Annotated in this window: 22 protein-coding genes; 5 read left to right on the forward strand and 17 right to left on the reverse strand. The window is 60.6% G+C overall.

Translation table 11 applies throughout. From position 1 onward, the window contains the following. A partial coding sequence (locus tag M2A_RS00005) for a TolC family protein (RefSeq protein ID WP_045441497.1) occupies positions 1-783 on the reverse strand: 783 nt, incomplete at its 3' end. 651 nt (positions 784-1,434) lie between these two features. Here M2A_RS00005 and M2A_RS18305 point away from each other — a divergent pair. Further along, positions 1,435-1,623, forward strand: a complete 189-nt coding sequence (locus M2A_RS18305) for a GDCCVxC domain-containing (seleno)protein (RefSeq protein WP_081875314.1) — start codon at positions 1,435-1,437, stop codon at positions 1,621-1,623. Between the two features lie 33 nt (positions 1,624-1,656). On the opposite strand, the gene M2A_RS00015 is transcribed toward M2A_RS18305, so the two are convergent. The 4 genes from M2A_RS00015 to M2A_RS00030 form a co-directional block, all read right to left on the reverse strand. Continuing rightward, positions 1,657-1,875, reverse strand: coding sequence for a hypothetical protein (locus tag M2A_RS00015; RefSeq protein ID WP_045441501.1), 219 nt, complete (start codon positions 1,873-1,875; stop codon positions 1,657-1,659). Between the two features lie 51 nt (positions 1,876-1,926). Then, positions 1,927-3,246 carry an APC family permease gene (locus tag M2A_RS00020; RefSeq protein WP_045441503.1) on the reverse strand — a complete coding sequence of 440 codons (1,320 nt, stop codon included), beginning with the start codon at positions 3,244-3,246 and terminating at the stop codon, positions 1,927-1,929. 243 nt (positions 3,247-3,489) lie between these two features. Then, entirely contained in the window at positions 3,490-4,587 is a 1,098-nt protein-coding gene (locus M2A_RS00025) for an acyltransferase family protein (RefSeq protein WP_052379059.1), read from the reverse strand. Between the two features lie 33 nt (positions 4,588-4,620). Next, entirely contained in the window at positions 4,621-4,893 is a 273-nt protein-coding gene (locus tag M2A_RS00030; RefSeq protein ID WP_045442186.1) for a metal-sensitive transcriptional regulator, read from the reverse strand. A gap of 54 nt (positions 4,894-4,947) precedes the next feature. On the opposite strand from M2A_RS00030, the gene M2A_RS00035 reads away from it, so the two are divergent. The 4 genes from M2A_RS00035 to M2A_RS00050 all read left to right on the forward strand — a co-directional run bounded on the left by M2A_RS00035 (position 4,948) and on the right by M2A_RS00050 (position 8,841). Next, positions 4,948-5,391 carry a hypothetical protein gene (locus tag M2A_RS00035; protein ID WP_045441505.1) on the forward strand — a complete coding sequence of 148 codons (444 nt, stop codon included), beginning with the start codon at positions 4,948-4,950 and terminating at the stop codon, positions 5,389-5,391. 68 nt (positions 5,392-5,459) lie between these two features. Beyond that, a complete protein-coding gene (locus M2A_RS00040; RefSeq protein WP_156101639.1) occupies positions 5,460-6,179 on the forward strand; it encodes a DUF2231 domain-containing protein in 720 nt (239 codons plus the stop codon). Between the two features lie 2 nt (positions 6,180-6,181). Continuing rightward, positions 6,182-8,047, forward strand: coding sequence for a copper resistance system multicopper oxidase (locus tag M2A_RS00045; RefSeq protein ID WP_045441509.1), 1,866 nt, complete (start codon positions 6,182-6,184; stop codon positions 8,045-8,047). Further along, positions 8,044-8,841, forward strand: coding sequence for a copper resistance protein B (locus M2A_RS00050; protein WP_052379060.1), 798 nt, complete (start codon positions 8,044-8,046; stop codon positions 8,839-8,841). The genes M2A_RS00045 and M2A_RS00050 overlap by 4 nt, the downstream gene beginning before the upstream one ends. 299 nt (positions 8,842-9,140) lie before the next feature. On the opposite strand, the gene traI is transcribed toward M2A_RS00050, so the two are convergent. The 12 genes from traI to M2A_RS00105 all read right to left on the reverse strand — a co-directional run bounded on the left by traI (position 9,141) and on the right by M2A_RS00105 (position 19,188). After that, positions 9,141-10,358, reverse strand: a complete 1,218-nt coding sequence (traI, locus tag M2A_RS00055) for a TraI/MobA(P) family conjugative relaxase (protein WP_052379061.1) — start codon at positions 10,356-10,358, stop codon at positions 9,141-9,143. Next, positions 10,355-10,714: a plasmid mobilization protein gene (locus M2A_RS00060; protein WP_045441514.1), complete on the reverse strand. Its 360-nt coding sequence runs from the start codon at positions 10,712-10,714 to the stop codon at positions 10,355-10,357. The genes traI and M2A_RS00060 overlap by 4 nt, the downstream gene beginning before the upstream one ends. Before the next feature lie 3 nt (positions 10,715-10,717). Further along, positions 10,718-11,299, reverse strand: coding sequence for a hypothetical protein (locus tag M2A_RS16975; protein WP_156101640.1), 582 nt, complete (start codon positions 11,297-11,299; stop codon positions 10,718-10,720). Beyond that, a complete protein-coding gene (locus tag M2A_RS00070) occupies positions 11,268-11,540 on the reverse strand; it encodes a hypothetical protein (protein WP_045441516.1) in 273 nt (90 codons plus the stop codon). Before M2A_RS00070 ends, M2A_RS16975 begins: the two co-directional genes overlap by 32 nt. A 97-nt stretch (positions 11,541-11,637) precedes the next feature. After that, a complete protein-coding gene (locus M2A_RS17900; RefSeq protein ID WP_156101641.1) occupies positions 11,638-11,805 on the reverse strand; it encodes a hypothetical protein in 168 nt (55 codons plus the stop codon). Between the two features lie 30 nt (positions 11,806-11,835). Further along, positions 11,836-12,768, reverse strand: coding sequence for a hypothetical protein (locus M2A_RS00075; protein ID WP_045441519.1), 933 nt, complete (start codon positions 12,766-12,768; stop codon positions 11,836-11,838). 33 nt (positions 12,769-12,801) lie between these two features. Next, entirely contained in the window at positions 12,802-13,068 is a 267-nt protein-coding gene (locus M2A_RS00080; protein WP_052379063.1) for a hypothetical protein, read from the reverse strand. A 69-nt stretch (positions 13,069-13,137) separates the two neighbouring features. After that, the gene (locus M2A_RS00085; RefSeq protein ID WP_045441521.1) at positions 13,138-15,297 is read right to left on the reverse strand and encodes a zincin-like metallopeptidase domain-containing protein; all 2,160 of its coding nucleotides are present in this window, start codon (positions 15,295-15,297) and stop codon (positions 13,138-13,140) included. Further along, on the reverse strand, positions 15,290-15,523 hold the full coding sequence (locus M2A_RS00090) for a hypothetical protein (RefSeq protein WP_045441523.1): 234 nt from the start codon (positions 15,521-15,523) through the stop codon (positions 15,290-15,292). Before M2A_RS00090 ends, M2A_RS00085 begins: the two co-directional genes overlap by 8 nt. Beyond that, on the reverse strand, positions 15,510-17,297 hold the full coding sequence (locus M2A_RS00095) for a type IV secretory system conjugative DNA transfer family protein (RefSeq protein ID WP_045441525.1): 1,788 nt from the start codon (positions 17,295-17,297) through the stop codon (positions 15,510-15,512). Before M2A_RS00095 ends, M2A_RS00090 begins: the two co-directional genes overlap by 14 nt. Further along, positions 17,291-18,244: a hypothetical protein gene (locus M2A_RS00100; RefSeq protein ID WP_045441527.1), complete on the reverse strand. Its 954-nt coding sequence runs from the start codon at positions 18,242-18,244 to the stop codon at positions 17,291-17,293. The genes M2A_RS00095 and M2A_RS00100 overlap by 7 nt, the downstream gene beginning before the upstream one ends. Next, entirely contained in the window at positions 18,238-19,188 is a 951-nt protein-coding gene (locus tag M2A_RS00105; RefSeq protein WP_045441529.1) for an ATPase, T2SS/T4P/T4SS family, read from the reverse strand. Before M2A_RS00105 ends, M2A_RS00100 begins: the two co-directional genes overlap by 7 nt. Position 19,189 lies beyond the last annotated feature (1 nt).

Consider the following 19,189-nt stretch of genomic DNA (forward strand, 5'->3'; position numbering starts at 1 on the left):
TACCTCCTCGCGCTCCTCCGCCGCCCGCTCGACATCTACTGCCGGATGCGCGCTCAGAGCTTCTTTCAGTGCTGCTGGCGCGCGCGGTTCGTTCAGCAGCGGAAGCTCGCCCACCGGCGGGCGATTGGCATGCACGCCGATATATCTGGCAAGCTCCGCCGCCGCATTTTTCCCGTGCTGGGTCAGTGCGGAAAGCCGGTCTTTCATCAGCGCGATTTCAAGATCAGCCCGGAAGATGTTCTGGCTGCTCGATCCGCCGCTCGCGAAAGCGCCGGTTTGGGCACTGGCCAGGTTCTGCAGCGCGCTGAGATTGGCCTTAATGATGCGGCGGGATTTTTCCGCGTGATAAAGATCGAGCCAAGCCCGGCGCACGTCGAAGACGATCCGGCGGAGCAGCAATTCTTTCTTCTGCCGCTCGATCGCTGCTTCCGCGTGCCGTTCACGGCCCCGGAGCGCAAGTGTGTCGCCAGGCAGAAATTCCTGACGCAGCGCGACCTGATACTGCGTCATGGGCTCTTGAACGTCGCGCAGCGTATCGACGGGAAAATTGGCGAGGCCGGTGCGAACCGTCGGGTCGGGCAGCGCGGAATCGGCGATGGCGCGTTCTTCAAGACTTTCGGCGCGGGCGTCGAAACGTTCGAGCGCAGGGTCCTGTGCTGTAGCAGCAAGGCGGGCGGCCTCCTCGAAACCGAGGGCTGTTTCTTCCGCGTGGAGCGGATAGGTCCAGGCAAGGATGCCTGCGCAAACCAGTGCGGTTTGCGCGATCCGGGAAAAGGGCGTCATGAGAGTATCGTCTCCTCGAACAGATCTGGAGATCCTTCCGGCTCCATGCCGGAGGAAGGGCGCGCGCGCGGCGCAGCGGCGCTACACGCGTGATCTGTTAGAGGCGGGGGGGAGGTGGATCGCTGGCGGGGACAAGATGCGCGGCGATCCGGCTTCCGGGAATGCGGACCTTATCGCCGCCGGAGCGCGCCGTTATGGCGCAAGTCGGGGCATGAAAGCTAGAAAGAGAGCCGGTGCTGCAAGCTGTACGGCATGTTTTATCGCAGGCGGCGTCGCTATTGCCCGCCGTGCAGTCACCGTTTTCCGCGCAGGTGCCGCAAGTGTCGCAATCGTGCATGTCCCCTGCGGACGCGTTCACTTCCGCTACGGCACTTATTTTCCCTGCGTCAGGGGAGGGCGCCGAGCCTTGATCTGCCTGGGCGGCAAAGGGGCCCATATCCGCAGGCAAAAACGTACCGGGCGCAACCAGCAGCGCCAAGGCAAGCAGCGGATATAGAAGATAGCGGATCATGAAGCCATCCTAGCCTCTCCGCCCGCCCGGTCCAGAGAAAAACCTGTTATGCGGCGATATGCTCCGCATCTTGTGAAGAAGCGTAATCTGCCCAAAGGGATAGGCTTGTGGTCCGGCTCACTTGGATGGGGACCGGCCTCATGATGACCGAATCCTTAATTACATGTCCGGCATGCGGCCATAAAGCCGTAGAGCAGATGCCAACGGATGCGTGCCAGTATTTCTACGAATGCAAATCCTGCGGCAGACTTCTGCGCCCTCTACCCGGCGATTGCTGTGTTTTCTGTTCCTATGGCGACAGGCCTTGCCCGCCGAAACAAGCTCATTGAGTGCCCCGGCGGGCTGCTTGGCTGAAGCGTGGTTTACGAGGACGTGTCGTGCTGCATGCTTTTGTGCGCAGGCCATCTGGCGAAGGCCAGAAAATAAATCAGGGCGATATTGGCAATAGGGACGATGGACAAGAGCCCCAGTATGCCCGGATAGCCCGCTTTCTGGCAGATGCGCCAGAAAGGAATGACAACAATGAGCGCCAGAACGAACATCCAGATTAGATGCGCGCCGGCCATGTTTTCTTGCATCATCAAAACGTCTCCTTCCTTGGAAGCGGTTGCTTTCTTTTGCGTCGGCCCTTGTTACTGGTGTCCCTCACTCTTGCGGTGTTTCAAAAAAATCGCCTCGGAAACGAAGATGACCGCCATCGCGCCCAGAGCGACGCCGATTACGGTGATGTCGGAGCCAAGTTTAACCCAGACAAAGCCGCCAAGAACGATGAGGTCGAGCAGGATGGCGGATGTCAGGACCATGGCATTTGCGCCGATTTCTTTGCGCAAATATCTAAGGATGCCCCAATGCACGGCGATATCCATAATTAGATAGAAGATAATCCCCAGTGCCGCGATCCGGGTGAGATCGAAGAAAGCAGTGAGAACAATGCCCAGAACCACCGTGTAAACGAGGGTGTGTTTCTGAATGCTGCCGGGCATGCCGAAATGGCTATGAGCGACCAGACGCATTTGCGTGAGCATGGCAAGCATGCGTGACACCGCAAAGATACTGGCGATAATGCCGCCTGCCGTCGCCGCCATGGCAAGAATGACGGTGAACCAGAGACCGAGATCACCGAGCGCCGGGCGGGCCGCGGCGGCAAGAGAATAGTTTTTCGTTTCTATGATTTGATCGATCGACAGATTGCTTGCCACGGCAAAACCGACCAGCGCGTAAATCACAACGCATAAGGCAATCGAGATCAGGATCGCCCGCCCCACATTCTTATGGGGGTCGGTGAGCTCCGAGCCGCTATTCGTGATGGTTGTAAAGCCTTTAAAGGCAAGAATCCCAAGCGCGGTGGCCGCCAGAAACCCTTCCCATGAGGCGCGGGGCTCAGACTGCGTGAAATCCGCAGTAACATCTTCCGCCAGCCATATGCCGACGGCGCCGAAGAGCACGATACCGGCAAGTTTGAGTATGCCGATGAATGAAGCGACGGCTTCGATGATCTGGTTCTTTGACAGGTTGATCAGGAAAGCCGCAATCAGAAGCGCTACACCGAGGACCGGCACCCAAATGCTGTTATCGGGCACATCGAAAAGCTGCAGCGTGTAGGCGCCGAATGTGCGGGCCAGGAAACTTTGCGCGATGACCATGGAAAAATACATAAGCAGCGCGTTGAAGGCTGTGGGGAGTGTGTCTCCATAGGCTTTGTGCAGATACATTGCGATGCCGCCTGCCGAGGGATGAGAGGCGGACATTTTCACGTAAGAATACGCGCTGAAGAGAACGACGATGGCGGCAGAAAGAAAGGCAATGGGAAATAACGGGCCGGAAAGCTCGGCCATTTGCCCGGTTAGAGCGAATATTCCGGCACCGATCATCACGCCCGTTCCCAGCATGACGGCGCCGGCGAGCGTCAAACTGTTTTTTGCGTAACTGGGAGAACGGTCTTCGCTGTTCATTGCCTGACTGTCCGCTTCGTTTGCTTAGTGAGTCCCAAGCCTCACTTACGCACGATTTAGTTCCCGCTTCAACACAGAAGAGAGATTTTTTCTTTATCGAACGGCCTTATAATCGCCCGCGTTCTCGTTATACCATCCGTCTAGAGACAAAAGCGAGGCTGCTTGCTCAGCGTCTGAAGCGGGAATTGCATCCCATCAAGATTGTATCTGCACTGGGTGCGAGCAATCTAACCAGCAATCCCATTATATCCATCGCATCAGTTTTCGGCTGGCGAGCCATCTGCCCAAACGTCTCAGCCGCGCCGCCGCATCACCCTTTTTCGCCATTACAGGCTTTTCTACAAGATGCCAAGACAGGATTGCAGCGGGCAGCACCGCAGCCAGAGTAACGGCGAAGAGATGAAGTGGCGTCAGGTTCGGCATGGTCAGCACAAGCGCTTGCTGAAACGGATAGGCATAAATGTAGAGACCGTAGGAGTAATCCCCGGCTTTATTGAAATTCCTGATCCAGCCGCTGGGAATATAAGCCAGCCAAAATGCACTGTAAGCGGTGAGAAGGTAGAAGCTCAACGGAAAAACAGCGTAAGGCCGCATGGCCACGGTGAGCAGGAATAAAAACACGACACCAGCCCAATGAAGCGGGATTTGCGCGCGGTATTCATAGGCCAGTACGCCCAGCCCGAAGCACAGGCCAAACCGCACGAAGTGGCCAAGGATCGTGTCATCGGCATAGGCGATGGGGAAAAGAGACAGTGCGGCGAGGGGCAGGCCGATCACAAACGCCGTGCGGATCAGCCATTTGCGCCGCGCGAGGATACCGCTCATACCCAAAAAGGCGAGGGCCGCGTAGCACAGCACTTCGTATCTGAGTGTCCAAAGGGAGCCGTTGACCTCATTGGCAACCGGCGTCGTGAGGAACGTGCCGGGCAATGTGCCGTCCGGTGAGACAAGACTGGCGGTCAAGACAACATAGGAAAAGGTCTCGAAAGACGAGAAGTAGCCTGCAGCGGACGTATTGCTCAATGGCGGCAGCAGCACAAGCGCGGTCAGCATCACGCATACGGCAAGAGCCGGGTAGATGCGCAAGGCGCGGGCCACAGTAAAATCCAGCAACGAACTCCGGCGCATCCAACTTTGCGTGACCAGAAATCCGCTGATGACAAAAAAGATGTCAACGGCGTGATAGCCGATGGAAAAGCCTGTCGCCTTCATGAGCGGGCGGCTTTCCGGGTCGCCCGTGACAAGTAGGAAGCTGTGGGAAAGCGCGACGGTAGCGGCAGCGAGAAAGCGGAGCAGATTGAGATTGTTGTCGCGGTTTTGCGCAACGTCCCCCAAAAACACTGTCTTTCTCCGCAAGTACGCCATGTTCCTCCGTCATTTCCGGATCTGCTCGAATAGATCGATAAGTTCTGCGAATTTCTCTCGTTGCTCTTTCGCCGAACCGCTCTTGATGGCGTGTTCGACGCAGTGACCGGTGTGCTGCTTCAGCACTTCACTTTCCACTTTTCGCAAGGCAGCCTTGACCGCCTGGATTTGCCGGAGAATGTCTATGCAATACCGGTCCTCTTCCAGCATCCGGGTGACGCCCCGGACCTGGCCTTCGATCCGTTTCAGACGGTTTACGGTCGTGCGCGTGGCAACCTCCATTGACGGATACTCCATAGGGGTATAAGAAAAAGGTTAAGTTTAAGTGAGCGGAATATGACACACAGAAACCCGGTCGTCAGCTTTGTGGCAGTATTTATGCTGGCCCTTGTTTGGGGCACGGGCGCCTTTGGTGCATGTTTTCCTCTCGGCGGCGCAGCCCATGCGGCGCTGGCAGGACACGTTATGTCCGGTCACGCGCATCAAGAGCGTGCTTATGATGCGGTGGCACCTGCTTTCCACGGACACGAGGCCGCAAACGCACAGGAAGATGGCCACGAGCTGGTCAAATGCTGCAACTCTACAGAGTTGCGTGCGAGCGCGCTGACAGCGGCAAGGGCTTTTTCCCCGTTTGAAATGTCACCGAGCCTTGCTGCGCGCGCTGTGCCGGTTGCCTGGCCGTCCCCGCTGCTCTGGCAGCACATGCCAGCTATGGTGCAAACCGGGCCACCCCTTGTTGGGGCAACGCCGGTCGGCCTGCACAATCTTCTTTTGATTTAGCTCTTTTGTTTGATTGAGGGCTGCCTTCTTGAGGCGGCATGTTGCTCATTCAAAACGGAAGAGATGAAATGATTCACAGATTCTCCATTTTTGCCGTCACGGCGGGCCTATTTCTGGTGCTCGCCATGACGGGCAGCGCCTATGCGCATGGTGACGAAGTACATGAGAGGCCATCTGGTCAGGCGGATATGCCCGTACCGGCGCAAGACCGACACGGCGCGCAAGCGTTCGCAAACGCCAAGGCCGGTTCGCCTGCACCGATGCAGGACGAAGGCGGGCACGATCACAGCGCCCATGCAGGCTGGGCCGATACCGGCTTCGAGCGTTTTCTAAACTGGATCGGCAAGCTTCATCCTGCCGCTACGAACTTTCCGATCGGGTTGCTGCTGGGCGCCGCGCTGGCCGAGGCGTTGCGGTTCCGTTACCGGACCGCGCTTTTGCCCAATGCGGCGCGTTTCATGCTTTGGGCAGGGACCGTATCCGCCGTGGGCACGGTGATCTTGGGCTGGTTCTTCGCCGGATTTTCCGTGAGCAGCGACGGGCCGCTTCTTGCCTTTCACCGCTGGAACGGCACGGCCGTTGCCATCCTCGCGCTTGCCGTTCTCTGGCTTGGCGAGCGGCACTGGCGTGAGCAATCCGGGCCGGGCCTTTACCGGACCGGACTTTTCGTCCTGGCCGTTCTTGCTGGTCTCAACGGCTATCTGGGCGGGCGCATGCTTTATGGCGCCGATCACTACGCCTATCCGGCGGCGCACACTCATTCACCCCACTCTCACGAGGAGCACTGAACATGCTTACACGGCGTCACCTCCTGAAATCGTTTTCATCGGGCGCGGCCATGCTTGCTGCCTCTGGCCTCCTGCCGGCCTGGGCGCGCTCACCGCGTTCCCTGTCCGAGGCAGGCATCACCGCTCTTTCCGGCAACCGGTTCGATCTGGATATTGCCCGCAGCGCCATCAATATAGACGGGCGCACCGGTGAGGCGATCACGGTCAACGGCACCTTGCCCGCGCCTCTCTTGCGCTGGAAAGAAGGCGAGCAGGTCACCATGCGGGTGACCAATCACCTGGACGAGGACACGTCCATTCACTGGCACGGCATGCTGGTGCCCTTCCAGATGGACGGTGTGCCGGGGGTGACGTTCCCCGGCATCAAGGCGGGGGAAACGTTCGAATATACGTTTCCGGTGCGTCAGTCCGGCACCTACTGGTACCACAGCCATTCGGGGTTGCAGGAACAGCTCGGCCATTATGGCCCGCTTGTCGTGGACCCGGCCGGCAGCGATCCGGTGGACTATGATCGGGAATATGTGGTGGTGCTGTCGGACTACACGTTCGAGGGACCGCACCGGATCTTCGCCAAGCTGAAGAAGATGTCGGATACCTATAATTTCCAGCAACGCACCGCTGGTGATTTCATGCGCGACGTGTCCCGGATGGGACTTGGCGAGACCGTCGAGGAACGCCTGATGTGGGGCGACATGCGCATGAGCCCGACTGACATCGCCGACGTGACAGGGGCTACCTATACATTCCTCGTTAACGGGCATGGGCCAGGCGATAACTGGACGGCGCTGTTCGAGCTGGGCGAGCGGGTGCGGCTACGTTTCGTCAATGCCTCGGCCATGTCGGTATTCAATGTGCGCATTCCGGGCCTGCCGCTTAGCATCGTGCAGGCGGACGGGCAGAATGTGCGTCCGGTGGAGCGGGACGAGTTTCAGATCGGCGTGGCCGAAACCTATGACGTGGTCGTCACACCCCGCAAGGATCAGGCCTACACGCTGATGTGCGAATCCATCGACCGATCCGGTTACGGGCGGGCGACGCTGGCGCCACGTCCGGGCATGGAAGCGGAGGTGCCGCCGCTGCGGCCCAGACCGCTCTTGACCATGAAGGACATGGGCATGGCCGGACATGGTGGAATGAGTCATGGCAGTATGGATCATGCCGCGATGGGCCAGGGCGAACCGGCCGGTCACAAGAGCGGTGAAATGGACCACGGGTCCATGGATCATTCCGCCATGGGGCACGGCGCCATGGATCATGGGGCGATGGGCCATGGAAGCGCCCTGGCCGGAGCCATGCAAAAGGACGGCATGGAGGGCATGGGCGCGATGGAGACGCACAACCACCCTACCGGACCCGGCATTGCCAACACAGCGATGCAGCCGCAAAACCGGCTGGGCGAACCGGGCATTGGCCTTGAAGATGTGACGCACCGGGTTCTCGTTTACACGGATCTTGAAAGCTTGGCACCCAATCCGGATACGCGCGCGCCGGGCCGGGAGATAGAGCTGCATCTGACCGGAAACATGGAACGTTATATGTGGTCGTTCGATGGCAAGAAGTTTTCGGAGGTGACGGAGCCCATCATTTTTCACTATGGCGAACGTTTGCGCCTGACAATGGTCAACGACACGATGATGCCGCATCCCATTCACCTGCACGGCATGTTCTTCGAGCTGGTGACGGGCGCGGGGGATCACAAGCCGCGCAAACACACCATCGTGGTCAAGCCCGGCGAGAAGATGTCTTTCGACGTGACGGCGGATGAAGAGGGCGACTGGGCCTTTCACTGCCATCTTCTCTATCACATGCATGCGGGCATGTTTCAGGTGGTTTCGGTACGTAAAGACATGGCGGAGGCGTCTCAATGAAAACGGTAACTCTAATGTCCGGGCTGGCGGTGTTCGGTGTGCTTGTGGCCGGTCCGGCATTCGCGGCGGAAGATGAATTCGGCTACAGCGCCGCAGACGAACACTATGACGCGGAAGAAATGGCGGCTGCCCGCCGTGCGCTGAAACACGAGACGGGAGGGCAGACCAACTTCATGCTTATGGGCGACCGGCTGGAATACCGCAGCAATGAGGGCGAACCAGTGCTCCTCTGGGACATGCAGGGCTGGCTCGGAGGCGACATCAACAAGGTCACGGTCAAGACGGAAGGCGAATATCTTCTGGACAAAGATCAGGCCGAAGGTGTCGAGGTGCAGGCGCTCTACACGCGCACCATTTCGTCTTATTTCGATGTGCAGGCGGGGGTGCGTCACGATTTTCGCCCTCATCCCTCGCGCAGCTTCGCCGTTCTGGGGGTGCAGGGGCTTGCGCCTTACTGGTTCGAGGTGGACGGGGCCGCGTTCCTGAGTGAGGACGGCGACCTCTCGGCCCGTTTAGAGGCGGAGTATGAGTTGTTGCTCACGCAGCGGCTGATCCTGCAGCCACGCGCGGAGTTCGATTTTGCGGTTCAGGATGTACCCGAGCTTGGTATCGGGTCGGGGTTAAGCACCGTGGAGACGGGACTGCGTCTTCGATATGAGGTGGTGAGGGAGTTCGCCCCATATATAGGTGTCTCCTGGGAGAGCGCCGTGGGCGAGACGGCGGATATAGCCCGCGCTAGCGGCGAGGATGTTGATGCTGTGTCGCTGGTGACAGGGGTTCGCTTCTGGTTCTGATTTTCAGTGGTTCGTTTTACACTAGAGGTCGCGGGTTCCGCGTTTGGTGTGCTTATACAATAAGCCCGCGAACACTCTCTTCGCTCGCAGGAAAGCAGGGTTTGGATTTCGTGACTACAGCTAAAAGGTTTCTCAATCACGCATTATGTATCCACACTCAAACCACTACCTGGACCGTTGCTCCGAGCACGGCTCGGGGCAACGGTCTTTGGTAGCGCAACAAAGTGTCCGCCCTGCTCCCGAACAAGCAGGCCGACCACCATGCCCTGGTCATTGCGCCGTGGCGCGACCACGTTCCCCTAGCCATCCTGCATTTGTTCGGCCCGTTCCGGCCGCGTTGCCATCTGCGGCTTCATACGAGAGACTTGCGCCGGCGCAAGCTGGCGCCAATGGGCAAGGGGGCCCTCAAGTGTTTTCGGCACGCGCTTTGCTTGGACCTGACGGGGTCCGAGCAGCAGATTCAGCATTTCCCGATGCGCAAGGATGAGAACAATCGCCATCGGATCGTTATAGGCCTCCGCCAGCAAGAACTGCTTCCAGTTCCCGATCGCTCTGCCAATGATCCCCGGCCGCTTCGGAACAGCCCGCCGTGTTGTCAGGTAGCGCCGCCATAGCGGTCTCATGGCCGGATGTCCCTTGAGCAACGGCCGGGCTTTGTAGCGCCGCGCCGGCATCGATCGGACGACCCCGGCCTCTCTTTCTTTCTCGATAGGCTCAAACGGTCCCAGCCGCTTCTCCAGCGCCGGTTTCGAGGTCGAGCGGTCGAAGGCACTGGCTTTCATCGCCTGCTTACCTTCCCGCGCTTCCACAAAGACCAGACCGTTGGCTCGCTTGCGAAGTGAGACCCCGTGGGCAGAGAGCCCCTCGTGGAGAGCTTGCCAGTCCTGGGCTTTCCCAATCCCCTCCAGTATCTCCGCCTTGTTCTCCAGCATGTAGCGCTGGAACGATTGCTGCCAGGTATGGCGCTCATAGTCCTGGGCTTGTGGCGAGAGGCCCTCCCGGCCGCGCTCGATGCCGTCCGTCATGCCCGGATCGATCGCAAGGCCGTATTTCTGCTCAAGGGCGCGGGCGGTTTTGGCGAGCGCCCGGAAGTCATGGCGCGGATACGCCATCTTGAGGGTGTACGGGTTCACCAGATTGTAGGCCACATGCATGTGGAAGTTGTCGGTATTGATATGCGTGCCCGCCACACGCTGATGATCCGAGAGGCCCAGCGCGCCCGCAAACTCTTCCTCGATGTGTTTGAGCGTTTCGCTTGAGAGCTTTTCCTGGTCGCTTGGACGGAACGACACGAGCAAATGATAGGTCTTGTTCTTCGTGTCGGGTTTCTGCTTCCTGACCGCCTCGATCTCGGCCAGCGCCGCATCAAGATCGCCCAGCTCTTCCCCAGCATCACAGCCCGCGATCCAGAGCCTGTCCAGCTTCTCGCCCTTGTCTTTGGCGGCCGCAATATATTTGCCGAGCGCCGTGAAGTTGTCGGCAATCTGGCTATCCTTGGGAAGACGCCGGGCGATCATCGGCGCCGCCCCTGGATGAGGGCGCGCACATCGATCGCGGCGGCTTTCAGGTGCTGCTGGGTCTCCGCAATATCGGCCGCGATTTCACCCAGTTTTTGGGTCAGGCTGTCCGGCGGCTCTTCATCGAGCGCGAGCTTGAAGAGATTGCCCAGCCGGGCCAGATCCGCGTTCACCTTCATCAGATCCCGGATGCCCTGCCAGGCTACGAACTCGGTCGGATCAGGCACACGGTAGGCCATGGTCAAACGGCGCAGGAAGTCGGAGCGGTTAAGGCGGAGGCGCGCCGCCACTTCATCAAGATGCGCCGCTTCCTCGGCTGTAAAATAGGTCTTGATGCATTTGCGGGTTGTGGCCATGGCTCAGAGCTCCATGCCGGTGTCCCGGCCGCGCTCTTTGCCGGTCTTCGCTCCGAGCCCCAGCGCCTGGCGCTGGCGCGCCTCATAGAGCCTGGCGCCCGCGCGCATGTTCTGCTTGCGCGCCTCGATGATCTGTTTCTCTTGGCGGTCGAGCCGGGACTTGTCCTGGTTGAGGAGCCGCGTGGCATGAGAGCCGAAGAAGAGGCGGGCCTCGTCTTTCGGAAGGCCGCCGACGCGGCGCTTGGGCAAGCTATGCGCCTCGTCTATGAGCCTGTATTGGACCGGGTCCTTGACCAGCTCCAGATGCCGCTCGGCGATCTTGAGCTCGGCCAGCGCCACATCGAGGCTCGAGCGCATCGCCCGGCTGCTGACATATTCCACCCTGTCGTTCTCCAGGAAGCGGCGCTCGATGGTGAGAATCGTCTCAAGATCGCCGGAACGCCTCGCATCCTGAACGATGGCCAGAAGTGTGTCGCGCACGGTTGCCCGCTCTTTTGCGGCCCTTGTGCGATCGACTTCCTGGGTAAAACTTTTTTCGAGAAGAAGGGTGTCGTTAAAGGTCTCGATCAAGCCAGTCTTTGCCATAGGCTGCTTCCGCTGTCTCGGTACGCAAGCCTCTGGCCCGGATATAGTCGGCCCCCTCCACGCGCTTGAGCGCAAGAAGAGCGGGCGCCGGAATCTCGGCAAGAGCCAGCCAGGCACGGCCGGTCTCCCGGTCTCCGGCACTGAAGGCCTCTTGAGCTTCAATGAGATACGTCATGTTCTCAGAGACCCGTTCAGCCTGCAGTTCCTGGCGCTCTTTTTCGCACAGATAGCTCTTCGGCATTTGGGTCTCCTTTGCGTCGAATCCGGTAAGGCTCAGTCTATATCTGCCTGCCCGTGCGGGCCAGAGGGTACGTCGGTTTCAGGGGGAGGAGAGAGGCCTAATCCGCCTCCACATCCTCGATCTCGAAGGAATGACAATCGCCGCAAAAGGGCGGATCGACGGGCGTATCCATCACCCAGTCCTCTTCTTCTGCGTCCCAGTGGGCGAGCATCTGGCAATGGATCTCCGTGCTGCCGCAGTCCTTGCATCGCTTCTCTGTAGGCATGGGGTCTTTTTCCTTCTGTTGCGGCGCGCTTCACGCCTCGTCACCTTCTTCTGTGAGGATGGTCTCGATTCTTTCCAGTACGGCGGGCTTGAACCGTGAGCGGTACACGTCCCGCGCGAGAGCGAGGCGCTTCTCACCTCTCTTTGCCTTATCCGGCGGCAGACCGAGCAGATAGGAGAAGGCCTCCGGTCTGATCTCGATGCGCTGCTCATAGATCGGCTGCTTCGCCGCGCTGCGCACCTCGAAGATCATGCTCTCGTGCATGGCACCGTCTTCCCAGCTCACCTTGTGGTGCTGGAAGGCGCAGGAGAGCGGATAGAACGCTTCTCCCTTTTTCCCGATCCGCCCCGTCTCATCGATCGAGGCCTCAGGGATGGCTTTCAGGATCGCCTCACGCAGACCGTCATTATCGGTAATCTGCTGGCCAAAGGGATTGAGGCCGCGTGCCCGGTATCCCACCATCCAGGGAACATTGCGCAGCGTGGCATTCGTGTACCGGTAGCCTTCACCGTCGAGCCAACTCTCAAGCAGCTTTTGGGCAAAGGCGTGCGAGAAGCGCATGCCGGTTTCCTGTTCCAGAATGCGCAGCACCCGGTCAAAATGCGCGAGCACCAAAGCCAGTATTTTGAGCGAGACCCCTTCGAGCGGGCGCTTGCCGGCCTTTCCGCCTGCATTCGATCGGCGGACATAAGGACACCACTCAAAGACCGAAGGATCGAAGCGGCCAAGTCCTTTCACTGGCCGGTGCATGTGCTTTCCATAGGGGCGCTCGGAATGCGCTAAAGGCTCAAAGAGCCCGATCAGCTGAACGGGAGACTCGCAGGCCTCGCAAATGGCATAGGCCCGCTCCTTGCCGTCTTCCTTACGGTACCAAGGCAATTGCTTGCCGGTTTCCCGTTCAAAGACCTGGCGGTCGACCGGATAGGGCCCCGGCTCGTTCATCCGGTATTTGCACACATGCATGGAGCGGCTTCCTTTTTTACGCCTGATGCTTGTTCAAAGGTTCAGGTGATTGCGCGTCTTGTTCCACCAGTTGGCCGGAAGCGGCGGCAGATGCCCGCGCTCTTCCGCTTGCCCAAGACAGGCAATGATGGTGGGCAGGTCAATTGAGAACGCATCACCTTCCCGTGTGGCGAGCGCAAAGACGAGACGGCTGTCACAAGTCTCGCATCCTGACGTTTCCCGGGCGGCGATTTCGTGCGGATTAAGAGAGGCCCGGCGCTCAAAGATTTTTGCCGGATCGATTTTGCTTTTCTGCGGCATGTATGGCTCCTGTGTATGAAGAGGAAGAAGCTGGCGGCACGAGCCCGCGCCGCCAGCCGGTGTGTGCTCTCAGACCCCAAGTCCCAATGCCTCGCCGGGTCGCGCTTTGGCAGGGGACGCGGCTTTCCGGGTTTCCTGACCTCGCGTCCTCACAAGTTCGGGCAGAAGCTTTTCCAGGGCCTCCGGTCCCCGTTCCTGCGCGATGTCGTTGAAGTCGGTGAGGCCCTTGGCCTTCTCGGCCTCCGTCAGCGGCGGCACGATCAGCTCGGCATTCACGGCCTCGGCCGCTTGCCGCGCCCGCGCAAGGCCCGCATTGCGCTCTGTGCCGTGGTCATCATCGGCCGCGATCACCAGAGCCCGCTCCGGCTCTTTGGCCTTAAGCGCTTCGGCGACAGGACCAAGGTTCCCGGCATCGAAGGCAACAGCGACCTGGCGGCCGGTCGCCTTCTCAAGACTTGCGGCCGTGGCATAACCCTCCGCGATGAGGAGGGGCCCATCGCCTTCCCCGATCACATGCATAAGGCCGGTCTTGCGCCCGCCCTTGAGGAAGCGCTTGGTCCCGTCTTCCCGGATCACCTGCAGGTTCCAAAGGAAGCCCTTCTCATCGCGCATGGGGACCAGGAGATTGCCGTTCTCGTCGAGTTTCAGGCCGTGGCCCTTGACCTGTTTCTTTTCAAGGTAAGGGTGGTTCTGCGGGGCTTCTTCCGCGTTGATATAGACCGCATAGGCGCGCTTGGCGGTCCTGGCTTGGGTTTCGGCAATCTCCGCTTCAAGGCTCGCCCGCCTTGCCTGGGAGTCCGCTTTGACGCGTGCCAGCTCTTCCGGATCAAGCCGTGAGCCCGTCGCCACCCATTGCACGGCTTTCTCGCCGGTCTTGTAGTTCATGATCTGACCGGCAGGCCGCCCATCGAGGAAGCCCCGGTAGGAGCCGGAGAGCTGGCCCTTGCGGTCGCCCTCGACTGGGACCCGGTGCCATTTGCCATCCATCTGCGGCGCGCCTTTGAGCTTGAGGCCGTTCGCCTCCAAGGCCTCCGCGAACTCTTCTTGCGGCGAGACAGACGGCGCCTCGCGCTTCGGGGCGTTTTCCTGAGGGAGCCATTTGGCCACCGTCTCAAGATCGGTCCCCGCGCGCACATACCAGGATTTGCGGCCCCGGTCCCAGCGGGCGCCGAGTTCCTTGGCCGCGTCTTTCTCCTCGTAAGGGACGGCAAGATAGATGCGCTTGGGCGGTTCTTGTTCCGCGCCGTCTGGCGTGTCCAATTGCGCCTCCTTTTGGGGTTCTGAGCCGAGCGCCTGGGCCTGCTCGGCCCGCTTCTTGTGGGAGAGTTCAAGGCTGAGACGCTTTTCAGGTTCGAGCACCCAGCTGCGGATGTTCTCCGCGTCCCTGACCGCGCGGAAGAGCGCGGCCGGGTCTTCGCGGATGGTGTTGGCCCAGGAGCGCACATAGGCCGCATGGCGTTCCGGGAAGTGCCCAAGCCCCAGCTCCGTCGTGATGAGATAGGAGGCGATCTCCGCCCTCAGCTCCTCACGGGCGTAAGTCTCGGACCCGAAGGCGCCGAACTCGCGGTTTAACCGGCTTTCATGGCCGGTCGCGTGCCCCAGCTCATGGAGCGCCGTGGCGTAATACTCATAGGCCGTGCCGAACGCCTCCCGTCTTGGCAGATGGATGGCGTCCTTGTTGATGGCATAAAATGCCCTGTCCGTTTGGTCGTGATGGATGGGCACGCCGCCCCCCGCCAGCACCTTTTCGGCTTCTTCCACGGGCTCGAAGGTGCGTTCCGGGGCCTTGTAGGGCTCCAGCCCGTCGATCTGCTCGGCATTGAAGACGGTCGCATAAAAGACCTTGGGCCTCTCAAGGCGCACCGTCTCATAAAGCGCATTGCCCTCGCTGTCGGTCAGCGGCCGGCCGGCTTCATTCAGCTTTTGCCGGCGCTCTTCCCATTTCCAGAACTCGATTTTTGTGCCCTTCTCGCCCTTGCGCACCTGGGCGTCTTGAGCGGCGGCCTGCCGGTAGGTCATCCAGCGCGGGTCTGTGTAAGGCTGCAGATCGAGCCAGATCGAGTTGATCCCCTTGTAAGCGGTGCCGCTGGCCGGGTTATGCGCCCGGCCCCGGATGAGATTGGGGTCCCAGGGCTTTTGCCAGGGCGCGGTCCCTTCCTCGATATGCCGCACCAGCTCCTCGATAACGGTCTCCCGCCAGGTCGGGCCTTTCTGCTCTGCCTCAGCCATGGGCGCCTCCCTCAGCGGAGAGCGCGATCTCATCCACCAGGCTGTCGAGCGCGTCCTCTTCAGAGAGCGCGGTCTCTTCAAAGGCGCCCATCTCATCGGCAAGGTCGGGATCGACGGCAACGGGACCTTGCGCCGCAAGCGCGGGGATCGTGGCCGAGGCGAGACGGCGCCAGACCGTCTCGCCAATTGCTGCCTCGGGGGCAGAAGTCTCTTCAGTCTCTCTCATGGGGGGTCTCCTGTTGCAGAGAGGGCGCGGGTGATGTGGGAAGGACGGGCGGCGCCGGGATCGCGGCCCGGCGCGCCAGCTCCTTGTCCTGGAAGTAAAGGCGCTGCAGGCCCCGGATCGGTGGGGAGCCTGCTGAGAAGATGAGGGCCTCGCCGGGAACGATCTTGCGGCCGTGCTTTTCGATGCCGCGCAGGCGCATGCACTCATCCGGCGTCAGAAGCGGGCGGCCGGTCTCCCTGAGAGAGTCCGAGACCGAGCCCAAATGACCCAATTTGCCCGAGCGCGAGCGCTGCTTTTGCACCACCGTCGTCTTGCCGGTCATGTCGGAGAGAAGTTTCGCGGTCTCGATGCGGTTCGGCGCAAAGGCGATCCGCACATGACAGTTCGACATGACGGATTCGTCCCGCCCATAGGCCTGGTGCAGCTGGGCAATGTCCTGGACGACCACGAAGGCCTTAAGGCCATAGCCCGCCATGAAGGCAAGGGCGCGTTCGAAGATCTCAAGCTTGCCGATCGCGGTGAACTCATCGAGCATCAGAAGCAGGCGGTGCTTGTAGGTGTCGATCGACTTGCCGCCCTCGAACTCCATCCGCTCGGTGAGACGGCGCAGAAGGATGTTCATGATGATGCGGATGAGGGGCCTGAGCCGGTCGATATCGGAGGGCCGGATGATGAGATAGAGCGCGGCCGGGGTCTCGCCGTTCACGAGATCGGCCAGCGCAAAGTCACTCTCCGCCGTGTTCCCCGCAATGATAGGATCGGCATAAAGCGCCAGCTGCGTGATCGCGGAGGAATGCACGCCTGAACGTTCCTGCGGGGCCTTGATCTTCATGCGCGCTGCCCCGCGCCGCACTTCCTTATCGACATGGGGTTTGCCATGCTCGAAGGCGATCATGTCATCGAGCAGCGCCTCGAAGTTGTCCTCGCCCGTGCCCTCCTCGATGACGCCGGAGACGAAGGTGTTCACATCATCAAGGCAGGCATCCCGGCCTTCATCGCGCAGCACCCGATATATGACGTGAAGGATGACGACAGAGAGCCAGGTCCAGCCCTCTTGGCGCCAATAGTCCCGAAGGCCCTTGCCGTCCGGGTCGATGATCATGGCAGCAATGTTCTGGCAGTCGGCAATGTCCCGGCCGCCTTCAAGGCGCACTTCGGCCAAGGGATTAAACCGCACGGTTGAATCGGGGCTGGTCGGCTCGAACTTCAGGATGCGGTGCCCTTGGGAAGCCCGCCATCCGGCCGTCAGGGCGAAGTTCTCGCCCTTGATGTCGAGGACGAAGACGCTCTCAGGCCAGGTCAAAAGCGTCGGCAAGATAAGGCTCACGCCCTTACCGGAGCGCGTCGGTGCAAAGACCATCACATGCTCCGGCCCGTCATGGCGGAGCGTTTCTGTCTTAAGCCGCCCCTTCCAGCCGCCGACCGTGACGCCTTTTGCCGAGAAGAGGCCTGCGGCCTTCACGTCTCTGCGTTCCGCCCAGCGCGCGGTGCCGTGGAGTTCATCCGCCTCCCGCGCGCCCGAGAGCGTGCGGGCCGAGACACGCGCGGCAAGCGCCGCCACGCCCAGCATGGCAAGAACACCGGCGCTCCCCGTCCAGATCGCCGCCGAGACCATCTCGGCCGGAAGACCGGCCGGATGGGCTGCGCTCTTAAAGGCCCATTTCCACCAGCGCGCGTCCAGCGGGTCAAAACCAACCGCGAGATGCCATTGGAAGAGAATGGCGGCAAGTGCCGCAGTGAAGACGGCAAGAAGAGCGAGGCGGGCGGTCAGCATGGGCGCGCCTCCTTGCCTCTGCGGAACGCGCCCTTTATCGTTTTGATCCAGGCGCTGTAACGGTTCAACTTTTCAACAAAAGAGGATGTCTCATGGTCGAACTCGTCTCTTGCCGTATTTGCCGCGCCCCTATCGCTTCCGACGCGAGCGGTCCGTGCCCCACCTGCAGCACACAGGATCCCCTCGGACACAGCGCTTTTCTCATCCCGCTGACCTTGTTCGGGCTCTGCCTTCTCTCGCTTTTCTCGATCTTCTGACGCAAGCGCCTCGAAGGTCTGGCCGAGCAGGCCGAGATCCCCATCAAGCACGGATCTGCGCAGGCCCAGATGCCAGAGCGCGGCAAAGGGATTGCCATAAGCAACGCTCAGCCCTTCCGCGCGAAGGGAGAAGTGCGGCTCTCCTTGCCCACCGAAGGCCATGGAGAGCCGCCAATCCCAGTAAAGCCGCTCACTTGCGCGAAGCTGTCTCAACGCGGCCTCGATCCGGCCGGCTGTTTCAAGATCGCCATAGAAGGCTACATAGGGCAGCCGCTGGCCGGTTACGTGCCCCTGACAGGACGCGAAGGTCCGAAGGCCCGGCACCTTGCCCAGGCTTTCTACCAGGGACGCGATCCGCGCATCCGGCGGCACGCCGCGCCAGTCATACCCGTTCCGGAACTTGAAGTAGTGACAACCATAAGAGACCGCTTCGCTGAGGGTCATGATACTTGTGAACCCGGCGATGAGGCCGCAAAGATAGGAGGTCATGGTCTCAATCACCGGGAGCGGTATATCGAGGAGAACAAGCCCAGGCACGGCAAAAAAGGCCGCGAGCCCCGCTTGTTTCAAGGCATTTACACTCCGTTCCTGTTCTCCAAAGCGCCCCGTGAAGGGCAGGAGGAACAAGGCCGCCGCAGCGCCGGGAAGAGCGCCTGCGAGAGCGGCTGTAAGAGGAAGGCCGGTCAGCATGTCAGCTCCTCCCCGTCTTTCATCACCCAGCGATCACGGCGCGGCTCCCAGATGTCGGTAATGCGCCGGAACCCGTCCGAGCTGCGTTTGATCTGGACGACCACATCCACAAGCTCTGTGAGGAACTCCGGCACGCGCGGCATGGCGGCGCCCGACCAGGCAATGTTCTGATCGAACTTCCGGTGGATGGCCTGCCAGGGGCTTTCTGCATGGATGGTGCACATGAAGCCCGTGACGCCCGAGTTGAGCGCGGCAAGGGCAGCAAAGGCGTTCTGGGTTGAGATTTCGCCGAAGAGGATATGATCCGGCGTGATGCGCATGAGATGATCATAGAGCTGGCGCCAATCGAGAAGACCCGCGCCGGTCCCGGCCTCGCGCGCCGCAATGAGCCCGACGCCGTCCCAGAAGCGCTCGATATGAAGCTCCGGCGTGTCCTCGACCGCGACGACACGCCGGTTCGCATCGATCGTCTCAAGCAGCATGTTGAGGAGCGTCGTCTTGCCGGTGTTGGTCGCCCCGGCAATGATCATGTTGGCTTCGCTCTGGATAGCTTCCGTCAGATACTCCCGGATCGCGGGGCTCACCCCCGCCTGTTCCCAGGCAGGGGTAAAGGGATGCTTGCAGCGGATCGCCAGCGAGAGCCCGGTACGGACAGACGGCCCCACCAGGCACTCGAAGCGATGGCTCTCCGGCAAGATGCAGGAGAGCTTGGGGCTCTCATCAGCATCAAAGGCAAGGCCATTCGCGTTCCCAAGGGACCGCGAGATGGACTCGATGACGGCAAGAGAGAGGCCTTTGTCTTCGACAACGCGTTTGCCCTCGCCCCGCCGCTCGGTGACAACCTCGCCCGGCCTGCTCATGCGGATTTCGACGGTGGCCGGGTCATCGTAATGCACCGAGAGGGGCGCCAAGATTTGCCGGAACAGCGGATTGGGATGCAGCATG

Origin of the sequence: Tepidicaulis marinus (assembly GCF_000739695.1) — a bacterium.
Taxonomy (GTDB): Bacteria; Pseudomonadota; Alphaproteobacteria; order Parvibaculales; family Parvibaculaceae; genus Tepidicaulis; species Tepidicaulis marinus.

Excerpts from the sequence above, each read along its gene's own strand:
- M2A_RS18305 (WP_081875314.1), top strand. The coding sequence starts at position 1,435 with ATGATGACCGAATCCTTAATTACATGTCCGGCATGCGGCCATAAAGCC.
- M2A_RS00015 (WP_045441501.1), bottom strand. The coding sequence starts at position 1,875 with ATGATGCAAGAAAACATGGCCGGCGCGCATCTAATCTGGATGTTCGTT.
- M2A_RS00020 (WP_045441503.1), bottom strand. The coding sequence starts at position 3,246 with ATGAACAGCGAAGACCGTTCTCCCAGTTACGCAAAAAACAGTTTGACG.
- M2A_RS00030 (WP_045442186.1), bottom strand. The coding sequence starts at position 4,893 with ATGGAGGTTGCCACGCGCACGACCGTAAACCGTCTGAAACGGATCGAA.
- M2A_RS00035 (WP_045441505.1), top strand. The coding sequence starts at position 4,948 with ATGACACACAGAAACCCGGTCGTCAGCTTTGTGGCAGTATTTATGCTG.
- M2A_RS00040 (WP_156101639.1), top strand. The coding sequence starts at position 5,460 with ATGATTCACAGATTCTCCATTTTTGCCGTCACGGCGGGCCTATTTCTG.
- M2A_RS00045 (WP_045441509.1), top strand. The coding sequence starts at position 6,182 with ATGCTTACACGGCGTCACCTCCTGAAATCGTTTTCATCGGGCGCGGCC.
- M2A_RS00050 (WP_052379060.1), top strand. The coding sequence starts at position 8,044 with ATGAAAACGGTAACTCTAATGTCCGGGCTGGCGGTGTTCGGTGTGCTT.
- traI (WP_052379061.1), bottom strand. The coding sequence starts at position 10,358 with ATGATCGCCCGGCGTCTTCCCAAGGATAGCCAGATTGCCGACAACTTC.
- M2A_RS00060 (WP_045441514.1), bottom strand. The coding sequence starts at position 10,714 with ATGGCCACAACCCGCAAATGCATCAAGACCTATTTTACAGCCGAGGAA.
- M2A_RS16975 (WP_156101640.1), bottom strand. The coding sequence starts at position 11,299 with ATGGCAAAGACTGGCTTGATCGAGACCTTTAACGACACCCTTCTTCTC.
- M2A_RS00070 (WP_045441516.1), bottom strand. The coding sequence starts at position 11,540 with ATGCCGAAGAGCTATCTGTGCGAAAAAGAGCGCCAGGAACTGCAGGCT.
- M2A_RS17900 (WP_156101641.1), bottom strand. The coding sequence starts at position 11,805 with ATGCCTACAGAGAAGCGATGCAAGGACTGCGGCAGCACGGAGATCCAT.
- M2A_RS00075 (WP_045441519.1), bottom strand. The coding sequence starts at position 12,768 with ATGCATGTGTGCAAATACCGGATGAACGAGCCGGGGCCCTATCCGGTC.
- M2A_RS00080 (WP_052379063.1), bottom strand. The coding sequence starts at position 13,068 with ATGCCGCAGAAAAGCAAAATCGATCCGGCAAAAATCTTTGAGCGCCGG.
- M2A_RS00085 (WP_045441521.1), bottom strand. The coding sequence starts at position 15,297 with ATGGCTGAGGCAGAGCAGAAAGGCCCGACCTGGCGGGAGACCGTTATC.
- M2A_RS00090 (WP_045441523.1), bottom strand. The coding sequence starts at position 15,523 with ATGAGAGAGACTGAAGAGACTTCTGCCCCCGAGGCAGCAATTGGCGAG.
- M2A_RS00095 (WP_045441525.1), bottom strand. The coding sequence starts at position 17,297 with ATGCTGACCGCCCGCCTCGCTCTTCTTGCCGTCTTCACTGCGGCACTT.
- M2A_RS00100 (WP_045441527.1), bottom strand. The coding sequence starts at position 18,244 with ATGCTGACCGGCCTTCCTCTTACAGCCGCTCTCGCAGGCGCTCTTCCC.
- M2A_RS00105 (WP_045441529.1), bottom strand. The coding sequence starts at position 19,188 with ATGCTGCATCCCAATCCGCTGTTCCGGCAAATCTTGGCGCCCCTCTCG.